The organism is Paenalicyclobacillus ferrooxydans, from assembly GCF_001399675.1.
Lineage (GTDB): Bacteria > Bacillota > Bacilli > Alicyclobacillales > Alicyclobacillaceae > Alicyclobacillus_B > Alicyclobacillus_B ferrooxydans.
Genome location: NZ_LJCO01000031.1, coordinates 1 through 5,871, shown reverse-complemented (window position 1 = coordinate 5,871; position 5,871 = coordinate 1). Strand labels below are relative to the sequence as shown.

The 5,871-nt window shown below is 43.4% G+C and carries 7 protein-coding genes; 1 reads left to right on the top strand and 6 read right to left on the bottom strand.

Translation table 11 applies throughout. The annotated features are described in order from the left end of the window. The 6 genes from AN477_RS06770 to AN477_RS06745 form a co-directional block, all read right to left on the bottom strand. Nucleotides 1–1,563: recombinase family protein (locus AN477_RS06770; RefSeq protein ID WP_054968417.1), on the bottom strand; the 1,563-nt coding region annotated here is incomplete at its 3' end. Continuing rightward, nucleotides 1,547–1,717 carry a hypothetical protein gene (locus AN477_RS24325; protein ID WP_157061847.1) on the bottom strand — a complete coding sequence of 57 codons (171 nt, stop codon included), beginning with the start codon at nucleotides 1,715–1,717 and terminating at the stop codon, nucleotides 1,547–1,549. The genes AN477_RS06770 and AN477_RS24325, both read right to left, overlap by 17 nt. 13 nt (nucleotides 1,718–1,730) lie before the next feature. Then, nucleotides 1,731–2,519: a recombinase family protein gene (locus AN477_RS06765; RefSeq protein ID WP_054968416.1), complete on the bottom strand. Its 789-nt coding sequence runs from the start codon at nucleotides 2,517–2,519 to the stop codon at nucleotides 1,731–1,733. Nucleotides 2,520–2,734: 215 nt separating this feature from the next. Further along, the gene (locus AN477_RS06760; RefSeq protein WP_054968415.1) at nucleotides 2,735–3,574 is read right to left on the bottom strand and encodes a rolling circle replication-associated protein; all 840 of its coding nucleotides are present in this window, start codon (nucleotides 3,572–3,574) and stop codon (nucleotides 2,735–2,737) included. 314 nt (nucleotides 3,575–3,888) lie between these two features. After that, nucleotides 3,889–4,083 (bottom strand): hypothetical protein, encoded by a 195-nt coding sequence (locus AN477_RS06755; RefSeq protein ID WP_054968414.1) that lies wholly within the window; start codon nucleotides 4,081–4,083, stop codon nucleotides 3,889–3,891. 572 nt (nucleotides 4,084–4,655) lie between these two features. Continuing rightward, nucleotides 4,656–5,165, bottom strand: coding sequence for a hypothetical protein (locus tag AN477_RS06745; protein WP_054968412.1), 510 nt, complete (start codon nucleotides 5,163–5,165; stop codon nucleotides 4,656–4,658). 262 nt (nucleotides 5,166–5,427) lie between these two features. On the opposite strand from AN477_RS06745, the gene AN477_RS06740 reads away from it, so the two are divergent. Next, entirely contained in the window at nucleotides 5,428–5,652 is a 225-nt protein-coding gene (locus AN477_RS06740; RefSeq protein ID WP_054968411.1) for a helix-turn-helix domain-containing protein, read from the top strand. Nucleotides 5,653–5,871: the final 219 nt, after the last annotated feature.

Below are 5,871 nucleotides of genomic sequence, written 5' to 3'. Positions count from 1 at the left end.
TACGGTTCCCCCCGTCTTACTAAGTAGTAAAGCGTCGTCATAGTCGAACCAGAAGGTGATTTTCTTAATATCCTTCCGATTGGGTTCGACTTCAATTTTCTTTATAACCGCTCGTATCAGGGACTTCTTCTCTTCGTTAGATGCTTTGTCGTACAGGACATCGAAATTACTTAGTGCATCCATGACGTCCCTTTTGGTAATTACTGAGTGGGAGGTTTGCTCTTCATATTTCCGATCCAGTTGGCTTCTTTGAAGCTGTAGTTCAGTGACTTCCTTTCTAACCCTTTCGGATAGTTCATTGTATGCCTCCGGACTTATCCGCTCATCAAAATAGTCCTTTGTTAGTTTATCCAGATGGATTTTTTGCTTACCTAACCTTTTAGAGATAGCCGTTATACTGTTTTTTACATCCACTAGAGCTTTGTCGTTCTCTCCTGTGATTCTGTTAACGACGTTTTCTACAATGGCTTCGTTTCGAATCAATTCCCTAATTTGCTGAACCACTTTGCGTTCAATTAAGTCCTTCGGAATGAGGTTGGATTTACAGGCTTTCTTGCCTTTACTATGAAACGCTTGGCACATATAGTACAGATGATAGCCTGACCCGTCACGTTTCTTTGACTTACTCATGACCGTGCCTGCCCCACATTGGGGGCAGCGCAGAATACCAGACAAGACAAACTCTCCATGAAAGTTTCTGTTTTTCGATGCACTTTCTCTGTACGCACAACTAACCGATTGAGCATTTATCCATAGTTCAAGCGGAATAATCGATTCATGCTTTCCGTCAACTAAAATATAGTCCTCGGTGACTCCTTTCCTCCTCTTTACGCTCCAGTCTCTTCTACGTCCCCACTTGCACTTCCCAATATATACAGGATTCTCTAGTATTGTTTTGATAGCAGTGATTCCAAAGAGGTTGTCGTTTTTCGTTCGGTATCCTTCCTCATTGACTATCTCAGCAATTGACTTATACCCTTTTCCCTGCGCTCGTAGGTTGAAAATCCTTCGGATTATATCAGCCTCTCCTTCATTTATCACGAGGCGTTTATTTACGTGATCATACCCTAAAACCACTCCTCCGTTCCAAAACCCCAATTCTGCTCGCTTCGTCATACCGGTTTTTACGCGGTCAATAATCAAAGACCTCTCATATTGGGCAAATGTGCCAAGGAAATTGATAAACATAGTTCCGCTTAGTTCGGAGCTATCTAGGTTGTTGTCACTAACCAGCAATCGGCAATTGTTTGGAAGCAAAACATCATCGAGTAACTTTGATATATCGCTCATTCGTCTCGATACCCGGTCCACCGACTTTACCAAGATCCCGTTAAAATTCTCACTATATAGATCTCTAAAGAGGCGTTGGATTTCAGGACGATTAAAGTCCTTGCCTGAATATCCATCGTCACAGTAAACGTCATACACTACATACCCGCGATTTTGAGCATATTGCCGCAAGAGTCCTTCCTGCGCCTTTAAGGAGAAACCCTCCTTTGCCTGCTCTTCCGTCGAAACCCTCGTGTATATCGCCACCTTAATGGGACTATTGACCTGGTTCATTATGTCTTTCTCCCTCTCGAAGTTTCTGATTGGCGTAATTGCTGATTAAAGACGACAGTACGCCTATAAGTTCGTGCCACTTGGCCTCAGAAGAGGAAGGCATTACGATTCCTTGTTCGGAAATAGTAGCTTCATCAATCAAAATCTCGGTCATTTTTCCACCTCATCTAGTTGTCTAGTCCTATGATTGGTTGATGTTTACCTTGCGCTTTTACATCACTGTAAAAGTAAGTTCCTTCATAAAACTCCTTACGATCCAAAATTCGTTTCACTTGCACTTTCGTAAACGCGGCTCCCTGCCGTGTGCAAAATCCATCGTGATTCAACTTGTCAGCTAATCGCGATAATGACCAATCTGAGTGACGCTTTCTTAATGCGAACAATCGTTTGACAATCAAAGCTTCATCGGGATGAACTTCGATTAACTTTTGGCCACGTTTGGCCCTATATCCAAAGGCTGCTCGACCGCCTGCATATCCTCCCTGGGCTGCCTTCTTCCGCCTGCCTCTACCCAGTTTTAGAGCGATTTCGAGACGCTGATATTCATCTAGAAGTTCCATCATGCCGTTAATTAACACATCACTTGGATCACGCTTGTAAATGCTGTAATTCGGTTGTTCGACGCTTTTCACGTCAGCACCGTATTTTTTCAGTTCTCGATGAATTAGCACTTTGACAATATCTGAGCGCCAAAGACGGTTTGTATTCAGTACGACAACACAGCAAGCTTGACCGGTTGATAGCACATCTAGCGTATCTCGCAAGCCTTCACGTTCAACTTCCCAGGTGTTTTCGTCTACCTTTGCTCCACTGATTCCCGCATCGTGTCGAATATCGACTAGAGTCCAGCCTTGTTCCCGGCAATGCCTCTGGATTTCGTCTTTTTGATACGCCAAACTGTACCCGTCTTTCACTTGTCCTCGCGTCGATACTCTTACGTAGCCAATGACATTCACCGATTTATCCTCCTGTCGTAACGATAATTAAAATTAAAGTAACATCATGGTTCGGTACATCCTTAAAATGGGATTTATTACCTATTTTAATAGTTTTCCCATACGTGTAAAGTACATTTCTGGCAATTAAAAGATTTTGAGCTCGATAAATTTAAGAGAAATTCTCTCGTGCTCACTTCCCGCTTTGGAAGACTACTAAACGCAATGGGCGATTGTTAAAAATTAAAATGGTCAAGAAGAGCATTGTGAAAATCAGAAGAAATTTTGTAGGGCGTCACCGCGACCTTCCCCAAGAATTTGGTACGATAGTCCCCCTTACTTAGCGCCGTAACTTCCCCTACCGCCGACAGCTTGAGTTCCTCGAATTCCTCAGCTCTACACCGTATAACAAGCGGATTGACTATGTTGTTACTCGTCAAATAGAGCCGCTTATTAAAGGAACGGTCGTCTCGTTTGAACTCCCTCAGATTCTTAATGAGATACCGCTTCAGCCGTCCTTGGTTATAGCCCATAGGTAACTTATAGATCTTCCGCGCATGTACATTTCCATGGCCCCATATATCTCGAAAAGTTCCATCAAGTAACTGGATTCTCGGAATACGCGGGAGATCCGCTAGCATATGGAAATGCAATGTGCCGCGTTCTTGAAATGAGCGGACGGCAATGTACCGAAATTGCGATTCATATTTGTCACGCATTCGCTTAATCCAATTTTCAAACTGCGTCCCAGCCTCGCTCAACGCTACGTATTGCCTTTCGTAGGTAAGGGTTAGATACAGGTGCCCGACCGAGAAATTACAATCAACTAAATTACAAAACCTCTCAATTTCCCTTGGATAAAGATCACGCGCTCTTTGTCGATCACCAATGCGGTCATCACAATGTTTGTTTCGCACGATCTCACGTACAATGGCCTTTTCAATTGGAGTAGTCTCCTCCGTCTCTTGTACGTAATTCAACCGTCGATATGGGTTTGATTTTGTCGCTTTCTCGAATTGCTTAACAATTACACGACCATCACCGAGAATGGTTATTATGCAGTCGTGACCTGCCACGTTTTGTCCTCCTTTCAGGCGTTTTCGTTCTAATAAAGGTCACGGTTTGACTTTTCTCTCCATTGATTTCAAAAAAAGTTTTGGGGTTAGGACATCCGGCCGTTGCCTTGGTACTACAGTCGTGTAATAAGGAAACGGGACTCGGAAGGGCATTTTTCGAAGGAAACAAAAGGGGGTGCCCCCCGCCGAAATCTTAGGAGACAAGCGGAAATCTGGAAACAAGGAAAAGCCTTATCTTATGAAGAGGGTAGCAGGACTGAAAAAGACAGGAGCGGGGGAACCGCTCCTGTCTGAACTGGTAGATTTCTGTTTTATTATTCGGGGTTTATTTTTGCTTCATCACACTTCCTCTTGCGCTCGTCTCCGAAGATCTCGCCGTATATCTTCTGCGCTTGTACCACATCGTCTTCGGTAATTTCGTAGCCTAGGCCACCTGGCCCACCATCGTCCATAGCGGCATAGCCGACAACCCGATTTAGCTTTTTTTTATCGCGTTCATTATCACTCATAGCTCGATATCACCTTATCCGAACAAGGATCTGCTCTTGGAGTTTTGTGATTTTCTTACTAACCGGAACTAAGATTGCTTCTTTTGACTTGACCATTTTCACGTTCATAACCTAATCGCCTCCTCATCTAAAATATCGACGCCAGACTCGGAGGCATTTTGTATTTACACGTGAGGCTTAATTTCGAGTTTACGGGGTACGGGAGGCATCGTTGTCTATCGGAGATCCGACACGAGCCTTACGCCCCTGCTCTCAGCCCCTCTAGCACGTATCAATTTTATTCCAAAGTATATCCCCCAGATAATCACCATACCGGAAAGCCATGTAAACATATTGTATAGCATGTCTGCTGTTGCCTCAGCAGCCGAGGCGTTTTCCATTAGCCAGTTAATCGATCCCGAAGAGGCTTCTAGAGTTTGCGCGGCTCCTATCTGGGCGTGAGCAACGGACACGGAATGAAATAGGCCAAAGGAACTGATTACACTTAATCCGAAACAAATTATGAGACCCCATCGCCTTGATCCATGTTTAGGCAAGGTTATTCCTCCTTGGGTATATATGGTTTATTTATATTAATTAGCCATATACCTCTTGAAATCCTTTATCGCTTGCTCACTTTCCTTTTGAGAGCTAGTCAACTGTTGAACAGCATTATTTACCGCAGAACTATTCGATAACATTGCGCCTTGCATGAGGTGTTTTACAGCAAGATCGTAATCGCCAAAGGATGCGTCTAACTCTTGCCTTATTCGATTTGCGCTAGGATCACTCACTCTTCGATAGTTTACATTTGTTATGGCTTTATTAAGTAATATCAATTGAGAATTGAGTTGATTAACAAAGGTATGGTTGTCTATCTTACCTGCTCCCATTTCCTTCATAGAGTTTATTACCATGTTGTCTGCTTTTGTAAATTCATTTATAGCAATGGAAGCATTTGACGCCCAATCGTCTGTCTGCTGACTATGTTGGCGTGGCTGTGGAACCTCTTGTGTAACACCTTGAGCCGTAGAAGAATTCGAACCACATCCACTTAGGGGAATTACTATTCCCATTAGCAGAATTATTAGACCAATTCGCATGTCGATCCCCCAGCCGCTGTACCTGATATTGTTTTTCTAAATCCTCTGCTTCGCAGAGGAGGGGCTTCGCCCCTCATATTCCTCTCAGTGAGTCAAATTCCTTATTAGCCAGATAATCGAACTACCGAGAGAACTAATACTAATATATTAAAATAAAGAGAACACCCGAACCGTTGGTACGCTTTCGCGTACCACATGCTTTATGAGTATATGGTAATTTTTCGCCAGTGGTCAATAGTCCCTTTGACTACTAGGTGGAGAAATGGCAAAAAAAGTTGTTGTTAAAATTCTCGATTTGCTGGAAACTAATAAAATTTCAATGAGAGAGTTATCCAGGCTTACTGATATTCGGCATGCGGCTTTAAGCGAGTTAGCGAATCAGAAACGCCAGAATATCAATTTCAGCCACATTGAACGAATTGCTGAGACTTTCGATATTGGAGACATTAGAGACATCCTCGATCTCATTGATACGGAAGACACATGAAACAAGTCGCTATGTAGGTGGCTTGTTTTCGTATGAACCTCACGAGGATATGCCGACTACTCGCACATTAGAAGGAAACGGGACTCGAAAGGCATTTTTCCGTCTGGTAATTCCCCCACCGCGCAACTGAACTGGTTTACGGCATTAATCTCCAAAGATCTCCGAGCTACGAAGTATTAATTCGAATTTCCGCTTTACGATCACTTGTGATACGGTTCA